The sequence below is a fragment of the Dysgonomonas reticulitermitis genome (assembly GCF_054601275.1).
Genome location: NZ_BAAHWU010000001.1, coordinates 138,944 through 156,147, shown reverse-complemented (window position 1 = coordinate 156,147; position 17,204 = coordinate 138,944). Strand labels below are relative to the sequence as shown.

Annotated in this window: 18 protein-coding genes; 11 read left to right on the top strand and 7 right to left on the bottom strand. The window is 40.7% G+C overall.

Annotated features, from left to right (window positions below):
* Positions 1–28: 28 nt before the first annotated feature.
* Positions 29–2,092 carry a dipeptidyl-peptidase 3 family protein gene (locus ACYPZI_RS00680; RefSeq protein ID WP_459597605.1) on the top strand — a complete coding sequence of 688 codons (2,064 nt, stop codon included), beginning with the start codon at positions 29–31 and terminating at the stop codon, positions 2,090–2,092.
* A 140-nt stretch (positions 2,093–2,232) separates the two neighbouring features.
* A complete protein-coding gene (locus ACYPZI_RS00675; protein ID WP_459597603.1) occupies positions 2,233–2,805 on the top strand; it encodes a DNA-3-methyladenine glycosylase I in 573 nt (190 codons plus the stop codon).
* Between the two features lie 237 nt (positions 2,806–3,042).
* On the opposite strand, the gene gap is transcribed toward ACYPZI_RS00675, so the two are convergent.
* The 4 genes from gap to ACYPZI_RS00655 form a co-directional block, all read right to left on the bottom strand.
* Positions 3,043–4,047 (bottom strand): type I glyceraldehyde-3-phosphate dehydrogenase, encoded by a 1,005-nt coding sequence (gap, locus tag ACYPZI_RS00670; protein WP_459597601.1) that lies wholly within the window; start codon positions 4,045–4,047, stop codon positions 3,043–3,045.
* Between the two features lie 365 nt (positions 4,048–4,412).
* Positions 4,413–5,426, bottom strand: coding sequence for an NAD-dependent epimerase/dehydratase family protein (locus ACYPZI_RS00665; RefSeq protein WP_459597599.1), 1,014 nt, complete (start codon positions 5,424–5,426; stop codon positions 4,413–4,415).
* A gap of 16 nt (positions 5,427–5,442) precedes the next feature.
* Positions 5,443–6,312, bottom strand: coding sequence for a hypothetical protein (locus ACYPZI_RS00660; RefSeq protein ID WP_459597597.1), 870 nt, complete (start codon positions 6,310–6,312; stop codon positions 5,443–5,445).
* A 12-nt stretch (positions 6,313–6,324) separates the two neighbouring features.
* Positions 6,325–7,578, bottom strand: a complete 1,254-nt coding sequence (locus ACYPZI_RS00655) for an MBOAT family O-acyltransferase (RefSeq protein ID WP_459597595.1) — start codon at positions 7,576–7,578, stop codon at positions 6,325–6,327.
* Positions 7,579–7,951: 373 nt separating this feature from the next.
* Here ACYPZI_RS00655 and rpmB point away from each other — a divergent pair, with 373 nt between their 5' ends.
* The 9 genes from rpmB (at position 7,952) to ACYPZI_RS00610 (ending at position 13,816) form a co-directional block, all read left to right on the top strand.
* Positions 7,952–8,191, top strand: a complete 240-nt coding sequence (gene rpmB, locus ACYPZI_RS00650; RefSeq protein ID WP_459597593.1) for a 50S ribosomal protein L28 — start codon at positions 7,952–7,954, stop codon at positions 8,189–8,191.
* An 18-nt stretch (positions 8,192–8,209) separates the two neighbouring features.
* Positions 8,210–8,398, top strand: coding sequence for a 50S ribosomal protein L33 (rpmG, locus tag ACYPZI_RS00645; RefSeq protein WP_459597591.1), 189 nt, complete (start codon positions 8,210–8,212; stop codon positions 8,396–8,398).
* Positions 8,399–8,411: 13 nt separating this feature from the next.
* Positions 8,412–8,573 (top strand): DUF4295 domain-containing protein, encoded by a 162-nt coding sequence (locus tag ACYPZI_RS00640; RefSeq protein WP_459597589.1) that lies wholly within the window; start codon positions 8,412–8,414, stop codon positions 8,571–8,573.
* A 158-nt stretch (positions 8,574–8,731) separates the two neighbouring features.
* Positions 8,732–9,685, top strand: coding sequence for a signal recognition particle-docking protein FtsY (gene ftsY, locus ACYPZI_RS00635; protein WP_459597587.1), 954 nt, complete (start codon positions 8,732–8,734; stop codon positions 9,683–9,685).
* A 58-nt stretch (positions 9,686–9,743) separates the two neighbouring features.
* Positions 9,744–9,989 carry a type II toxin-antitoxin system ParD family antitoxin gene (locus ACYPZI_RS00630; RefSeq protein ID WP_459597585.1) on the top strand — a complete coding sequence of 82 codons (246 nt, stop codon included), beginning with the start codon at positions 9,744–9,746 and terminating at the stop codon, positions 9,987–9,989.
* A 389-nt stretch (positions 9,990–10,378) separates the two neighbouring features.
* A complete protein-coding gene (gene rimO / locus ACYPZI_RS00625) occupies positions 10,379–11,680 on the top strand; it encodes a 30S ribosomal protein S12 methylthiotransferase RimO (RefSeq protein WP_459597583.1) in 1,302 nt (433 codons plus the stop codon).
* A gap of 96 nt (positions 11,681–11,776) precedes the next feature.
* The gene (locus ACYPZI_RS00620; RefSeq protein ID WP_459597581.1) at positions 11,777–12,067 is read left to right on the top strand and encodes an HU family DNA-binding protein; all 291 of its coding nucleotides are present in this window, start codon (positions 11,777–11,779) and stop codon (positions 12,065–12,067) included.
* Positions 12,060–13,397 carry an HU family DNA-binding protein gene (locus tag ACYPZI_RS00615; protein WP_459597580.1) on the top strand — a complete coding sequence of 446 codons (1,338 nt, stop codon included), beginning with the start codon at positions 12,060–12,062 and terminating at the stop codon, positions 13,395–13,397. The genes ACYPZI_RS00620 and ACYPZI_RS00615 overlap by 8 nt, the downstream gene beginning before the upstream one ends.
* A gap of 17 nt (positions 13,398–13,414) precedes the next feature.
* On the top strand, positions 13,415–13,816 hold the full coding sequence (locus ACYPZI_RS00610) for a hypothetical protein (RefSeq protein WP_459597578.1): 402 nt from the start codon (positions 13,415–13,417) through the stop codon (positions 13,814–13,816).
* Positions 13,817–14,013: 197 nt separating this feature from the next.
* Here the strand turns inward: ACYPZI_RS00610 and ACYPZI_RS00605 are convergent, their stop codons facing one another.
* The 3 genes from ACYPZI_RS00605 to ACYPZI_RS00595 form a co-directional block, all read right to left on the bottom strand.
* On the bottom strand, positions 14,014–14,613 hold the full coding sequence (locus ACYPZI_RS00605; protein ID WP_459597576.1) for a ribonuclease HII: 600 nt from the start codon (positions 14,611–14,613) through the stop codon (positions 14,014–14,016).
* Positions 14,614–14,633: 20 nt separating this feature from the next.
* Positions 14,634–15,560 (bottom strand): gliding motility protein GldB-related protein, encoded by a 927-nt coding sequence (locus ACYPZI_RS00600; protein ID WP_459597574.1) that lies wholly within the window; start codon positions 15,558–15,560, stop codon positions 14,634–14,636.
* Positions 15,561–15,716: 156 nt separating this feature from the next.
* On the bottom strand, positions 15,717–16,949 hold the full coding sequence (locus tag ACYPZI_RS00595) for a metallophosphoesterase family protein (protein ID WP_459597572.1): 1,233 nt from the start codon (positions 16,947–16,949) through the stop codon (positions 15,717–15,719).
* Between the last annotated feature and the right edge of the window lie 255 nt (positions 16,950–17,204).

Sequence of the window (17,204 nt, the reverse complement as noted above, 5' to 3'; positions counted from 1 at the left end):
TATCAGGTGTGAAAAAAATAAACAAACAATGAAAAAAACAGTTTTTATTGCTATGGCCGGATTATCCATGCTGTTTGCCGGATGCGGCGGACAAAGAACGAATGTACAGGTACAAGCGGACGCAGCCCCTGCCGATTTCAAATATGAGGTAGACGAGTTTGCCGATCTGCAAATCTTACGCTATTATGTGCCGGGATTCAACAATCTCACTTTACAACAAAAAGAATTGGTTTACTACCTGTCGATGGCAGCCATCGAAGGACGTGATATTCTCTTTGATCAGAATAACAGATACAATCTGGCTATCCGCCGTACCTTGGAGGCCATCTATGAAAATTATAAAGGAGATAAAACCACTCCCGATTATAAAGAATTTGAAGTTTATCTTAAGCGTGTATGGTTCTCCAACGGAATACATCACCACTACGGAGAAGAAAAATTCCTGCCTGCATTCTCCAAAGAGTTTTTCGCGGAACAGGTAAAAGCTCTTCCGGCAGACAAAGTGCCTGTAAAGGACGGGCAAACCGTGGAGCAGTTCATCACTATGATTACCCCTGTGATGTTCGACCCTGCGGTAATGGCTAAGAAAGTGAATCAGTCGGGCGGTGATCTGATTGCGGCTTCTGCCAACAACTATTACGGCGAAGGTGTTACGCAGAAAGACGTGCAGGACTTCTATGGCGCAATGAAAGATACGACCGACCTTACCCCGGTATCTTACGGATTGAACAGCCGCTTGGTGAAAGAGAACGGCAAGCTGGTCGAAAAAGTCTGGAAAGTGGGCGGACTATATTCCCCTGCCATCGAACGGATTGTTTCATGGCTCGAAAAAGCTCAGGCTGTAGCCGAAAACGACAAGCAGAAAGACGTTATCACCAAACTGATTGCTTATTATAAAGGTGGCGATTTGAAGATGTTTGATCAATATGCCATTGCATGGGTTGAAGATTTAAATTCGCAGGTGGACTTTGTAAACGGCTTTACCGAAGTTTACGGTGATCCGCTGGGTATTAAAGCAAGTTGGGAGTCGGTTGTCAACTTCAAGAACGTAGAAGCAACCAAGCGTACCGAAACTATCAGCGCCAATGCACAGTGGTTCGAAGATCATTCGCCTGTGGACAAACGTTTCAAGAAAGAAACCGTAAAAGGTGTTACTGCCAAAGTGATTACTGTGGCTCAACTGGGCGGTGACTGTTATCCTGCGACGCCTATCGGCATCAATCTGCCGAATGCCGACTGGATTCGCAAAGATCACGGCTCTAAATCGGTTACTATCGAAAATATAATGGAGGCTTACGATGCAGCCGGCGCCCATACCGGATTCGGTAAAGAATTTATGTGGTCTGATGTGGAAATTAAATCGACAGAAGAGTACGGCTTCATTACCGATGTGTTGCATACCGATTTGCACGAATGTCTCGGTCATGGTTCGGGTAAATTGTTACCGGAGGTAGATCCGAATGCTTTGGGCGAATTTAGTTCTACTATCGAGGAAGCCCGCGCCGACCTGTTCGGGCTTTATTTCCTTGCCGATGCCAAGCTGGTGGAGTTGGGCATTATCCCGAATGCCGATGCCTACAAAGCAGAGTATTACAAGTTTATGATGAACGGGTTGATGACACAGCTTGTGCGCATCGAACCGGGTAAAGACATTGAAGAATCGCATATGCGCAACCGTCAGTTGATAGCCCGTTGGGTATATGAAATAGGAAAGGCTGACAATGTGGTTGAGTTCAAAGTGCGGGACGGAAAGACTTATGTTGTAGTGAACGATTACGGCAAGCTGCGTACATTATTCGGCGACCTGCTGGCAGAAATACAACGTATCAAGTCGGAAGGAGACTTCAACGGAGCAAAGGCCATTGTCGGAAATTATGCAGTGAAGGTAGACCAGAAGCTGCATAAGGAAGTTCTTGAACGCTATAAGAAACTGAATATGAAACCGTACAAAGGGTTCGTAAATCCGGTATTTGAAGTTGTGAAAGGCGCTGATGGCAAAATTACGGATGTAAAGATTTCTTACACTGAAGGTTATGCTGAGCAGATGATGCGCTACTCTAAAGAGTTCTCTACGCTGCCGACGTATAATTAATAGTTATCTTTTTTCGTCATTGCGAGGGTTTACCCGAAGCAATCTAGTTCTTTTATTCTGGATTGCTTCGCCTTTTAGGCTCGCAATGACGAGAAAGAGAACTCTACAATAACAATATCGGTTAAATAACGAACTACAAAATGGAGGATATAATAAACGGGCGTTGTGGGTGGTGTGGAACAGACGAATTGTATGTAAAATACCACGACGAAGAGTGGGGCAGGCTTGTAACCGATGATAAAACACTGTTCGAATTTCTGGTTTTGGAAGGCGCGCAGGCCGGTTTGAGCTGGATCACCGTTTTGAGAAAACGTGAAGGCTATCGTAAAGCTTTTCATGGTTTTGATGTTGAGAAGGTAGCTAAGATGACCGATGCAGATGTTGAACGTTTAATGACGTTTGACGGAATAATAAAGAACCGGTTGAAGATAGCATCGACAATCAGTAATGCAAGACTGTTTATCGAGATACAAAAAGAATTTGGCAGTTTCTACGATTATACATTGTCATTTTTCCCTAATAAAAAACCGATAGTAAATAACCTTAAATCGTTGAGTGAGGCTCCTGTGTCGTCTCCCCAATCGGATGCTATGAGTAAGGATATGAAAAAGCGGGGATTTAAATTCTTTGGCTCTACTATTTGCTACGCCCATTTACAGGCTGCGGGTTTTATAAATGACCACTTGGTAGATTGTCTTTGCAGGAAGAAATAATATACCCGTCATTGCGAACTTTCTCTCGTCATTGCGAGGATTTATCCGAAGCAATCCAGCTCCTTTTGCGGATTGCTTCGTTTTTTTCTAGGTTTACATTAGCTTTTTTATTTTCGTGTGGGACTGATGTGCAACGGTATAGTATCGGCAAATATAAAATAAAAGTCTGAATATATATAAAGAGAAAAGAGCCATCCTTTTGAGACAGCTCTTTTCCGTATATTAAGATAATTGATATTATCCGTTTACTTTAGCCATGTGAGCGATTAGTTCACATACTTTGCTTGAATAACCCCACTCGTTATCGTACCAGCTAACCACTTTTACGAAAGTTGGGCTTAGTTGGATACCGGCTTTAGCGTCGAAGATAGAAGTACGTGCATCGCCGATGAAATCAGTTGATACAACTTCGTCTTCAGTATATCCGAGTATACCTTTCAATTCGCCTTCAGAAGCAGCTTTCATAGCAGCACAGATTTCAGCATAAGTAGTTTCTTTAGCCAAACGGGCTGTAAGGTCTACAACTGATACGTCCAATGTAGGAACGCGGAATGCCATACCTGTAAGTTTTCCGTTCAATTCGGGGATAACTTTACCTACAGCCTTAGCAGCGCCTGTAGAAGAAGGGATGATGTTGCCGGCGGCAGCGCGTCCGCCTCTCCAGTCTTTAGCTGAAGGTCCGTCTACTGTTTTTTGAGTAGCAGTGGTAGCGTGTACAGTTGTCATCAAAGCTTCAACGATACCGAATTTGTCGTTCAATACTTTAGCGATAGGAGCAAGACAGTTTGTAGTACAAGACGCGTTAGAAACAAATTGAGTTCCTTTTACATATTTGTCGGTATTTACTCCTGTAACGAACATAGGGGTGTCGTCTTTTGAAGGAGCAGACATTACTACATATTTTGCACCGGCGTCGATGTGGCCTTGTGCTTTAGATTTTTCGAGGAAAAGGCCGGTAGATTCTACTACGTATTCAGCGCCTACTTCGCTCCATTTCAAATCTGCGGGATTTTTTTCGGCAGTTACGCGGATAGCGTTTCCATTAACAACCAATTTACCGTCTTTTACTTCAACAGTTCCTTTGAATTGTCCGTGGATAGAATCGTAACGTAGCATATAAGCCATGTATTCTACGTCGATAAGGTCATTGATACCTACAACCTGAATGTCATTTCTTGTTTGTGCAGCACGGAATACAAGACGACCGATACGTCCAAAACCGTTAATACCTACTTTAATCATCTTTGTTTTAAATTTTATAGTTAAAAAATTGAATCAACGATATTTATGTCTTAAAATCGATTCCAGATCTTTTATGTTGTAGAACATATTTTTTAAGCGCTACAAAGGTAATAAAAATTTTCCTTACCAACTTACAACGTTCATTATTTTTAATAGTAAAAGAGGTGTTTTTGGTAGTGATAATCACGTTTTTAGCTATTTTGCTAACCCGACTTTGCTAAATTCCGTTTTTAAGTAATATAAAGATTGTACCATTTTTTTTCGTGAGCGAAAACCGGTAAGTAAGTACGTTATTAATTAATTACTTACAACTTACAACTTACAACTCACTACTTACTACTTACTACTTACTACTTACTACTTTTTTACAGCCATCCGTTATCCCTGTACCATTTAACCGATTCTTCGAGTCCACGCTTCAGGTTATATTTGGGCGAGAAACCTAAATCACTCTTCAGAGGTTCTATATCGCATTCCCAATTGCGTTGCTTCATTATTTTGTACTTGTCCCGGTTGAGGGTCGACGGTTTCTTGGTCAGCTTCGACAATTCCTCTGCCATTACCGAAATACCTTTAAGCAGCCATAACGGTACTTTCAGGCTGAGGACGTGTTTTCGGCCTATCACCTGCTTCACCAGCCGGGTGTACTCCCTGTCGGTGTGTACATCACCGTCGGCTACAAAATAAGCTTTGTTACAGACTGTGCTTTCCAATCCCAGAAACGCGGCATCCGCCAAATCCCTGACATAGATAAACGTCAGGTGTTGAGGCTTGAATCCTGCACCCACATCCAGTCCCGATTTTACGGTTTTCAGCATCAGGAAGTAATCCTTTTCACGCGGGCCGTATACACCCGTAGGACGCAATATTATATAAGGGAAATCAGTAGCCGATTGCAAGTACTCTTCGGCTTTCAGCTTGCTCCGTCCGTAAGCTGTATTCGGATTCGGTTTATCCGGCAGGCAGATAGGCGTGTAATTAATCTCGTCACCTACGCCGAAAGCGCTTAAGCTGCTCATCAGTACAAATTTTTCGGGAGTGCAATCGGCATCTTTCAGGGCATCGATGAAGTTTGCCGTATAACGGAAATTTACCTTGTCAAAATCAACAGGGTTCAGGCATTTGGTAACTCCTGCATTATGAATTACATAGTCGAACTTACCATGCCCGGCTGCAAATTCTTTTAGCTGAACTGTCAACTTTTCCTTGTCGGCGAAATGAAGGTCTATAAACTGTATACGCTCGTCTTTGAGGTATTCCCTGCTGCTGCTCCGGCGTACGCCTGCCCATGTTTCGTACCCCTTTTCCAGAGCCTTCTCCACAAGGAAGCTGCCTATAAAGCCGCTTGCTCCGGTAATTAATATGCGCTTTGTATCCATGGCACAAATATAAATATTATTTGTTTTTTCGGATAAGACTATCTACTTGAGTTTTGAAATGAGATGTATATCTTTTTGCCTCTTCATACCCCAGATGGATACCGTCTGTGGTTTCATAAGTTCCGCATTCCGGTTTGGGTAAAAAGGCATATTTGCCATTATCAAAATTTGATTCTGCCACCGTCCTATACAGCGGATAAACACCTGACTTGCAATCCATGTCTCTCTCCTGAGGCATTTCAAAGAAAATAACTTCTACTTTATTGCGAACTAAATTTTCTATTAAATTCTTCGTTTCTTCGAATGCTTCTTGTTGTTTCGCATTAAGAGTTTCTTGCTTTTTGATTTTTATATTGCCAGTGTTATTTACTCTCGTATTCCTGTTATTTTCATTCTTCACATAGAAACTGGCGGGAACAATGCGTTCTACAATATTCACTCTTACTTTTAACGTTAATAAAGGGATAGGTTGTCTGCCATCGCGCATACAAATAAATTTCTCGCGTATGGGGGCAAGTACGGGGTTGTACAAGCTATTGCTGAAATTATCGTTGGTTTCCTTTATCAAAGTGTTTATTTCTATAAAGACCCGTTTAGGATAAGTTCCTTTGTAAACAACTAGTCCTAAGCCTTGTCTTGGGGCTTCGCCTCCGAACGACAATCTGTAAAAATTGGGGAGACTATCCATTATAAGCCTCAGGGTCATCGAGCTTCCTATTAACAGATTTTCTATGCTATCAGTGTTTGAATAAAGATATCCTTGAGCTAATATCTGATTGTCTTGCCATTGGGACTGACTTTGTATAACATGAGGCTTGTATATTTCCCTTACATAAAAGTGGATGGAAAGCAACAGTAAACAACCTAAAAGTGTTTTTTTTATCATAAATCGTTTTTCTTAGAATTGGAAATAGATAAAAGCATATGTCGTTCCGCTGTTTGTAATAATGAGAAACAACATATTGGCATAAAATACAAACTCAATTTTTTTAATAAAATTCCAAGCGAAACTCCCTTTACAGAGGTAAAGCAAATGATACAATATCACAGGGAAAGAATATACCAGTATATAACTGATAAGGCTAATATCATTATTAAAAGAGAGATTGTTTCCTACAGATCGAAAAAAAGAGAAAACGTGATTTATATCAGGGAGCGCAAAAAACAACCAAAGAAGAGAAACCGCTGAGAAAACGAATATACATTTAATAAAATTGGTAAACTTGTATGATCCTTTACCTGGATTATTGTTTGTTATAAATCGTTCGATAGCCAATAACAGTCCATGCATTAACCCCCACAGGGCATAACTCCATGCTGCACCGTGCCACAATCCACCCAAAGTCATGGTTACTATAAGATTGAGATATGTACGAATTTTACCCTTTCTGTTTCCACCCAACGAAAAATAAAGATACTCCATCAGGAATGTAGAGAGTGAAATATGCCATCGTTTCCAGAATTCTTTAAAAGAAGTGGATATGTAAGGGAAATGGAAGTTGATATTGAAGTTGTACACAAATAACTTTGCCAGACCAATAGCAATAAGAGAATAGCCCGCAAAATCTGCGAAAATCTGGATCGAATATCCAAACAGCATAACAATGAGTGTGAGTGATGAAGCCGACTCAAAATAAGTAATCCAGAAAGTAAAATCTTTCAGGTTATCTGCCACAACCATTTTTAGGAAGTAACCCGTTATCAGGCTCTTAAATGCAGCTTCCCACGGTATTTCCTTGAAGTATTTCTGTTTGATCTGCGGGAAAAATTCGTGAGCTTTCAGTATAGGACCAGCTATCAGATGAGGAAAGAAGGATATGAAAAACAAGGTGTGCTGAGCATGTTTGGCTAACGACTTAGACACTATTTGCTTATTTTTCACGTATTTTTCTTTCCAAACATCCATCAGTAAGCTTATCCCCTCGAATGTGAAAAAGGATATTCCAATGGGCAGAGGTATATGTAGTAAAAAATTGCCTATCGAGTCGGCAGGGTTAAGGAATGTAGATATAAGAGAACTATATTTAAAAAAAGCAAGGATGCAAAGATTAGCAATAACACCTGTGAGCGCCAATATCTTTTTTCTTTTAACATTCCCGTACACTACATAGTAACTGGTCAGTATATTTATTCCGGCTGAAAAAAGCAGCAACAGAACAAAGTGAAATTGATCGTAAGAATAAAATATAAGACTAGATATAATAAGGATTGGGATCTGAAGTTTTCCCAGCTTAGGTATATAGTATAGTCCAAAGGTTATGATTAATAAAACGATAAAAATATAGCTATTAAAAAGCATTTAGGATTGTCTAATTTGTTTAGTTTTGCTTATTCTGTTTATGAACTTGACAAAAGTAATCAAAAATGAGTAACCCTCTAAGACTTTACATCTTTTTGTTCTGTCAAATGAAAAATAAACAAAACTTTAACGTGATAAATATTTGTAGGTTTGAAAAATATAACTAAATTTGCATCCCGATTTTGCACACGAATATAGAAAAATAAACATAAAAAATACGATAGCAATGTCCAAGATTTGTCAAATTACAGGAAAGAAAGCTATGGTTGGCAATAACGTTTCTCACTCTAATAAAAGGACTAAGAGAAAATTTAACGTCAATCTTTTTACTAAAAAATTCTACTGGGTAGAAGAAGATTGTTGGATCAGCCTAAACGTTTCAGCTAACGGGCTTCGTACAATCAATAAAATAGGGTTGGATGCCGCGCTTAAAAAAGCGGCGGAAGCAGGTTATTTGAACGCATAATTTCAGGAGGAAAGAGAAATGGCTAAGAAAGCAAAAGGAAACAGGATACAAGTGATCCTCGAGTGCACAGAGCACAAAGAAAGTGGTATGCCGGGTACATCCCGTTACATTACTACAAAAAACAGAAAGAATACAACAGAAAGACTTGAGTTGAAAAAATACAACCCGATTCTTAGAAAAATGACTGTTCACAAAGAAATTAAGTAAAACAATATAAACCATGGCAAAGAAGACAGTAGCGGGTTACCGTGATCCATCTGCTAAAGATGGTCGTAACTATGCAAAAGTAATTAAAATGGTAAAGTCTCCTAAAACAGGCGCTTACACATTTAAAGAAGAAATGGTTCCTAATGAAGCCGTAAAAGATTATTTCGCAAAATAATCTTGTTAAAAATATCTAAAACACCTCCTTCATTCTCATGCAGGGAGGTTTTTTATTATCCATTTTGTAGCTTTGTACAAGGCCATTAATAAAGATATTTACAAGATTGCACAAGGCAATTGTTTTGCCAGGAATAAATCAAAAAGAATTAAACTATCATGGGATTATTTGACTTTTTCTCGAAACAAAAAAAAGAAACTTTAGATAAGGGACTCGAAAAGACCAAAGAGTCGATGTTCTCTAAACTGTCGCGCGTCGTAGCCGGAAAATCGAAGGTAGACGAAGATGTGCTCGACGACCTGGAGGAAGTCCTGATTACATCGGATGTTGGTGTAAATACCACGCTGAAAATCATAGAGCGCATCGAAGACCGTGTAGCTAAAGACAAATACGTGAGCGCCGAAGAGCTTAACACCATACTTCGCGATGAGATTGCCCAACTGCTCACCGAAAACAATACGGGTGATATGGAAGACTTCTCGCTGGAAGGCCAACCTTCGCCGTATGTAATCATGGTGGTAGGTGTAAACGGTGTGGGCAAGACGACGACAATAGGCAAGCTGGCCAATCAGTTCAAGAAAGCCGGTAAATCGATCTATCTTGGCGCTGCCGATACATTCCGCGCCGCTGCCGTAGAACAATTGGTTATCTGGGGCGAGCGTGTAGGCGTGCCTGTTGTAAAACAGTCGATGGGTTCCGACCCGGCATCCGTTGCATTCGATACACTGAGCTCTGCCAAGTCGAACAATGCCGATGTGGTTATTATCGATACGGCAGGACGTCTTCACAACAAGGTGGGGTTGATGAACGAGCTGACCAAGATAAAGAACGTTATGAACAAAATTGTTCCGGGCGCTCCACACGAAGTGCTTCTCGTACTCGACGGCTCTACCGGACAAAATGCATTTGAGCAGGCGACCCAGTTTACAGCTGCAACAGACGTTACAGCGTTGGCTATTACCAAGCTCGACGGCACGGCCAAAGGCGGTGTTGTGATCGGCATATCAGACCAATTTAAAATTCCTGTTAAATATATAGGTTTAGGAGAGGGTATCGACGATTTGCAGGTATTCCGCCGCAAAGAATTTGTCGACAGCCTGTTTGGTGGGTAAATTCTTTAAAAACATTTTGATCGTATACCAATAATTGGTATATTTGTTAGAAAAAGTCATGGCACGAAATACATCCATCTTGTTGGGCGAATATTTTGAAAATTTCATCAATGAACAAATTGCTTCCGGAAAGTATAATTCTGTAAGTGAAGTTATCAGGGCGGCTTTACGATGTTTTGAGCAAGAGGAAAATCGGGAAAAAGCCCTTGTGAACGAACTGAAAAAAGGAGAAAAAAGTGAGATTGTAAGAAATTTTGACGGGGTAAAACATTTGGAAAAGCTTCATGCTAAATATTTGAAATAATGTCTTCTTGTACAATAAGTAAAGAAGCCCTTGACGATATTGAAAAAATCTGGCTTTATACATATGAAAATTGGTCTTTCGTTCTTTCGGATTTACAATCAGGAATGGGCGGAAGATTTTATGTTATTAACTATCAGTCAATTGCAACTTATTTTATCAAAAAAAAACAGTTACACTGAGAAACACTGAGCAGGCACTGAGGTTCACTGAGACTAAAAAAAACTCAGTGTTTCTCCGTGTCTGCTCAGTGAGCCTCAGTGTCATAGAATATATTTACCGACCTGATTATAAACTATTGAATAGATAAACAATAATATATGATATATTGAAATCTTCCGATCATTCCTGATTGCAAATCCTGAGAAACGGGAGACACTGGTAAAAATTTAATGAAGAAAAACAGAATAGACGTTATAACACTCGGATGCTCCAAAAATTTGGTGGATTCCGAGCTGCTCATGAAACAACTTCTGGCTAACGGATACACCGTAAAGCACGATCCCGACAAGTCGGAAGGCGAAATAGTTGTAATCAATACTTGCGGATTTATAGGCGATGCCAAAGAAGAGTCGATCAATATGATCCTCGAATTTGCCGAAGCCAAGAAAGAGCGCAAGCTTAGTAAACTGTTTGTAATGGGTTGCCTTACCGAGAGGTACATGGATGAACTCAGGACAGAAATACCCGAAGTAGATAATTTTTACGGCAAATTCGGATGGAAGGCGCTGATCTCCGATCTGGGCAAGACCTTCAAACAAGACCTTGCTTTGGAACGCAGCATCACCACGCCGAAACATTATGCCTACCTCAAAATATCGGAAGGCTGCAACCGCACCTGTTCTTATTGTTCTATCCCTATCATGACAGGCAAACACCAGTCGCGCCCGATAGAAGAGATAGAGGAAGAAGTCCGCCATCTGGTAGCCAACGGAGTAAAAGAATTTCAGGTAATAGCGCAGGACTTATCGTTCTATGGGCTCGACAATTACAAGACCGCTAAATTGCCCGAACTCATCGAACGTATTGCTAAGATACCCGGCGTGGAGTGGATTCGCCTGCATTATGCCTATCCCGCTCATTTCCCTTACGACCTGTTGAGGGTAATGCGCGAAAACGACAACGTGTGCAAATACCTCGATATAGCCTTGCAGCACATCAGCGACAATATGTTGACCAAGATGCGCCGCAATATTTCCAGACAAGAGACATACGACCTGATGAAGCGCATCCGGGAAGAAGTACCCGGAATACATCTGCGCACAACGCTAATGGTGGGGCATCCCGGCGAAACTCAGAAAGATTTTGACGAACTGCTCCGGTTTGTAAAAGATGTACGCTTCGAACGTATGGGGGCTTTCCCTTATTCGCACGAGGATGGAACATACGCCTACGATAACTATAAAGACAGTATATCCGATGCTGTGAAGCAAGAGCGCATGGACGAACTGATGGCCGTACAGGAACGTATAGCGCTCGAAATAAACGAAGCGAAAATAGGTAAAACCCTGAAAGTGATTATAGACAGAGAGGATGCTGATTATTATATCGGCCGCACTGAGTACGATTCGCCGGAAATTGACCCCGAAGTGTTGGTAAAGAAAAATAAAATTCTTAATATTGGAGAATATTACGATGTTCGCGTTACCGATGCGCATCCGTTTGACCTTTTTGGAGAAATAAGCAATAGTTAACAGCTGATAGCCGTTAGCCGTTAGCTATTAGCTTTTTTGTCGCTTGCGTTACTAACAGCTATCGGCTAATGGCTAACAGCTTTTAAAATATGAATTATGACAAATCAGGAATTAGTGGCTACCCTTGCCAAACGTTTAGGCTGGACACAGCGCCAGGCAACTGAAGTGCTGGAGTCGGCGGTATCTGTTATAAGCAGCAATCTCGAAGAAGGCAATACCATTAATATACAAGGTTTTGGCCAGTTCGAAACGAAGAAAAAAGGAGAGCGCATATCGGTAAATCCTGTATCGAAACAACGTTTCCTTGTCCCTCCTAAAATAACGCTGGCTTTTCGTCCCTGTCAGAGCATAAAAGATAACCTTAAAAAATTAGAGGTCAATGGATGAACGTCTCAGCCTCCAGGATTTAATAGATCTTCTGGCTAAAAAACAGGAAATAACCAAGAAAGACGCGGAAGCTTTCTTGCGGGAGCTTATTGCTGTAGTTACGGAAAATATAGAGGCTAACGAATCTGTAAAGATTAAAGACTTCGGTACTTTCAAGCTTGTAAAAGTAAATGCGCGCAAGAGTGTGGATGTAAATACCGGAGAGGCCATTGAAATAGCCGCGCATTACAAGCTGAGCTTCAATCCCGATAAATTGCTGAAAGAGTCTGTGAACCGTCCGTTTGCACACTTCGAGAGTGTTGTGCTTGAGGAGGGCGTGACTTTTGATAATATAGAAAGCGAAATTGAGGAAGAAAAAGGCGAAGAGGTTGAAGAAGATGTAACCATAGAAGAAGAAATCACTGAAAATATATCTGAAACAGCTACTCAATCTGTTGGAATTATAAATACTGGCATACCGGAAGAAGAAGTCGTAGAAGAACTTGCGGACGAAGTTGCTGAACCAGAGTCTGCAACAGAAGAAAAAATAATTGAGCCTGCAAGCAAATACGTTCCGGAGGACATCATCGCTAAGATAGAAGAAGAGGCTGCATCGCACAATGTAAATATAGAAGACATACTTTTGGTAATAAAAGAAGACAAGCTAAAAGATAAAAAGTTGGCAAGTAAAATGATTGATGATGAAGACGGCGACCTTGTCTACGAAGACATAGTCCCAAAAAGAAAGGGTATACGCAAGCGGTATATCACTCTTGCATTCTTCATTTTCCTCATTATAGCCGGATTTGTTGTAGGAGGATTGTATTTTCAGGAGATAGTTTCGTATTTCGACAAAGCTACATCCGATAGCGAAAATAATATGCAGGTAGCAGAAGCTCCTGTTCCGAAGCCTCAAGTTGACGTTATTCTTATGGATACTCTCGCGCCAAAGCAGGATGCAGTAAAAAAAGATGTGCAAGAACCGAATCCTTTGTTGAAAGACCGTGGCAGGGATATGCAAGCTCCGCCACCGCCACCTGTTAAGCCGGCTGAAGCTGTTACTCCGCAGGCATCGGCAAATGGAGCCATAGGTGTGGAAACTATACAGCCCGGACATACATTGCGAAATATAGCGTTGAAATATTACGGAAATAAGTCTTTCTGGGTATACATTTACGAAGAAAATAAAGGCAAAATAAAGAATGTCAATAATGTACCCTTAGGTACAAAACTCACGATACCTGCTCCTGTAAAATACGGAATCAATCCTCAAGATGAAGAATCTGTAAAAAAGGCAAGGGCAAAAGAAGCGGTTTTGTTTGAGAAAGTGGCTGAAGGCGCTGCCAAGTAGGTGTTTTGTTTCCGTATATGGTGAATGAAGAATTTAGGACAAGAGAGTGGTGGAAAAGCCATCGGCGAAAATACAACATTGCTCTGGTAATAGCTGGACTTCTAGGTTTTATTTCCTATTGCATTATAGGCAGTATATTGATTCCTGCTCCATACTTTGAAGTAACTCTATTTACAATGTTTTTTCAGGGAATCGCATATCTTATCATGATGGGAGTTGCAAATTTATTATACACCTTTTTTATGGATATAGATTGCGCTTTAAATCCTTACGACGAGAATAGCCTTTCTCATAAGATAATATATTATGGATTCTTTGGAATATCGTGCTTCTTGCCCTTTTCCATCTCTGTAATATTGTATATTTGCTATCATGACGGTTACCCTCAAGAGTTGATGAAAGACTATTCAATATCTTAACGCCCGTCATTGAGAGCTTTGCTCGAAGCAATCCATTAATAATCAATACCCTGGATTGCTTCACTTCGTTCGCAATGACGAGAAGAGAAAATATGTCTCTCAATGACGTAAAGTATTGGCTTTATGCGTCATTGCGAGGAGGCGTTAGCTGACGAAGCAATCCAGATGAAATCTTAACCATCGTTTTACTCATTTCCTCAAAAATCCAGTTTCAGTTGCTTTTCTTTCAGGTTAAAGCTTAGCCTGTGGTAGGGCGTAGCGCCGTATCTGCATACGGCATCGCGATGCTTTTGTGTCGGATAGCCCTTATTATTCTTCCAGTCGTAAAGAGGATGTTCTTCTGCTATTTTCAGCATGAAGTCGTCCCTGTATGTCTTCGCCAGCACCGATGCCGCTGCTATGGGCAGCAATTTGGCGTCACCCTTCACTACGCAGGTATGAGGTATGTCTTCGTATTTGCGGAAGCGGTTGCCGTCTATCAGCAGATGTTGTGGCCTTATCTTTAGCGAAGCCACAGCGCGCTGCATTGCCAGAAAGGATGCGTTGAGTATATTTATTTCGTCTATTTCCTTTTGATCCACAATGCCGACCGCCCATGCCAAAGCCTTTTCTTCGATAAAGGGGCGAAGCTTGTAGCGGACTTTCTCGCTCAATTGTTTCGAGTCGTTCAGTTCCTCACATTCGAAATCGTCGGGTAATATGACTGCCGCCGCAAAAACAGGCCCAGCCAGACAACCGCGTCCGGCCTCGTCGCATCCGGCTTCTATCAGATCGGGATATAGAGATAGTTGTAGCATCTTGTATTTTAGGTAATTAGTTAATTGCAATTTCCGTTGTATTTACTTTCTGATAATATTTCGTTCGGATTATTTAGTTCTATTATTTTAATCAAAGCTTCGGCCTTATTCTCTTTAAGATTATAATAAGATTCAATTATTCTATATCCTATAAAATATCCCATATCGGGATGAGGATTTGAATAATAATTACCAAACCATTTATCAAAGTTGGAATCTTTTTCCATATCTAATTTCATTTCATTCCATAACATACATTCGTTCTCGTAGCCAAAATTATATTTTTTCTCTCTGAATGGCTTGTTTAGGATATAACATGAAATAAATTCAGCAGAACCTTCCATTAGAGTTTCTATTAATACACTGGATTCATTTTCTGTGTTTTGTGCTGTATGGATTGATTCATGGATAACGTATAGAGGAACATTGATTGTACCTATGATGTTATTTAAAGGACTGTCAAATTCTATTTTACTTACGGTTGAATCTGCCATAACTATTTCGGCTCCTAATAATAACATTTTGTTATCAAGAGAAGTTGTTCCTCCTGTTCCAATAGGGCTTATTAAAAAATAGATTTCAGGAATATTGAATGTAGGATATATTTCTTTTATTTTAGAGAAAGCTTTGTCGATACTTTCGACTTCATTTTTTATTTTTTCGGTGCGGCTTCTTACCGACTGCCAAAATTTGGGGTGTTTTCTTATCGATTCTACATAAGCACTTGGAGTAAACATTGGTCTGACTTTAAAAAATTCTGATAGTCCTTTACTTGCTTTGTCGAAATACAATGCCTGAATTACAGCGATACTATCGTTTGTATCAGTAAGGCTGTCATATGCTATCCAAAAATTTTCCACATCGGAGAAATATATTTTTGGTTTATCATTCCTTGATTTACAGGAAATACCTAAAACACATATTAGCAAAAATATATACGCTTTCATAGTGGTAGATTTATTGATATATTAACATTATATAGAGATAGTTGTAGCATATATTTTCAGTAAGTAGTAAGTAGTTAGCCTTTTTGTCGCTTTGCGCCATTTTAACTACACTTCGTTCCGTTGAACGTTGTTTCAAATTTTCAAATTGGCACATTTTCAAATTGGCAAATAAGTATTATTGTCGGCAGGAGGAAAATCGAGCTGCATTTCGTCCATATCCTCATCCGGATTCCCCAAAGCCAGAGCCAGATTTTGTATCAACTGTTTCAGGTGATCGTCCATCTGCTCGTCGCCACCGGCATGGAGTACAAATATTTGTGCCAATACTTCGGCAAAACGGGCTGATATTTCAGCCGGAAAGTCCGGGTTCATCTTTTTGAGTTTACCCTCTGCCTGTTTATGTGCCAATTGGCGTATCAGCTTTTTGCTATCGGCTGCCAGATTGGGATTCGAGGGAATAGATGTCACATTTTTGGTCGTAATATTCATTCCTTCCGCATCCAGTTCTACAAAGCGATAGGCAAACGGGTAGGCTGCCAATGTGCCTGTCTCTATATCATAAATGGTATTTCCCTCGCCGGAAGTAAAAGCCGTGATGTCGTTGGCATGGAAATGCCCCGTAAATACAGCTTTCATACCCTTGTCGGCAAACAAGGTTCTCAGTCTTTCCCAATCCCCAACCAGATAGTCTCCAAACACTACCGACTGATACATAATGTGTTCGGTCAGTCCCCAATGCATCATGCCTATCACCTGAATACCTTTTTCACGGGCTTCGTAGAGCACGTCCACAATCCACTTTTCCGTTTCGGGCAATATGCGTCCCGACGAAGAGGCCCCGTCGGTATATTTGGCGGCATCTATTGCCAGCAGCCATGTTTTACTATTGAGCGCAGCCACGTAACTCAGCGATGAGGCATCATATTTTAGCGCGCCCTTGTAACCGCAGCTTGCGTATATGTCACTAAATTCTTTGGGCGAAACGTTCGGCACGGGAAAGGTTTTATTCCCTCTGAACTCTACCGCATTAGGTATATTAATGTCGTGGTTTCCCGGAATGGCAAATATGCGGACTCCTTTATCCTGCAATGGTTTCAGCTTCTTTACAAAGTCGGTATGGCTTTGCTTTTCACCGTCTTTGGTCATATCACCGCATATGAGCAGCACTTCGATGTTGCTGTGCAGATATTCGTCGATCACTTTATCCAGCACGGCAGGTACGTCTTTTATGTTCCTACCGCCGGCAAATACGTAGTTGTCTACGGCATAACCGCCATCCATCAGCTTTTCCGACAGGTAGTGCATATCGGTAATCACCCCGATGTTAAGGGTTTGCCCTGTCAGGAATCCTGAGAATATTGTAAATATAGTAAGTAGCGTTTGTTTCATACGATAATTTTGTTTTTAATGGTGGTATGGAAACTCGCATGACAAAATTATCATAGACTTTGGTGAATCGCTATTCATGCTCGTTTTCATTGTTTGTCTTTTTTCTACTTACAAAAGTAAAACTAATTTGCCAATGTGCCAATGTGCCAATTTGAAAATGAGCCAATTTGAAAATGTGAAACAACGTTCAACGGAACGAAGTGTAGTTAAAATGGCGCGAAGTGATAAAAGACTATAAGCTAACTACTTACTACT